This is a genomic window from Lactiplantibacillus sp. 30.2.29, from assembly GCF_018991255.1.
Lineage (GTDB): Bacteria > Bacillota > Bacilli > Lactobacillales > Lactobacillaceae > Lactiplantibacillus > Lactiplantibacillus pentosus.
The window spans coordinates 1-388 of sequence record NZ_JAGYGU010000131.1; the positions used below are offsets into that span (position 1 = coordinate 1).

At 39.7% G+C, this 388-nt stretch carries 1 protein-coding gene; it reads right to left on the minus strand.

What is annotated here, in order from left to right; all coding sequences use genetic code 11:
- Positions 1-388 (minus strand): transposase family protein (locus tag KGF65_RS16885; protein ID WP_216748771.1); only part of this gene is annotated, 388 nt, incomplete at both ends.

Below are 388 nucleotides of genomic sequence, written 5' to 3' on the forward strand. Positions count from 1 at the left end.
ACCTTGTCCGAGTATCTTTATTCGGCGACTAATCGTATTGGTTGAGACATTGTATTGAGCCGCAATACTCACCATCGTACGGTCCTCAGTTAATGATAGATCAATGGCATGAAGACTGTTTTCAGATATTTGATGATGTTTTTTAACCAGCTTAGTCGTTGTTAAACTACTTTTACCACAATTTTTACAGATAAATCGCTGCTTCTTTAAGTTAAGGATGGTGACCCGTTCGCTAATTCTAGGAATTCTGATATGAACGGTCTTAAAGCCATTCTTAACCATGGAACGCTTGCCGCAACGTGCGCAAACAGTAACCGGATACGTTAGTTTCGCAAACACTTGTAGGCTTCCGTTAGTAGCTTCTTGAACAGCTAAATCAGTAATATTG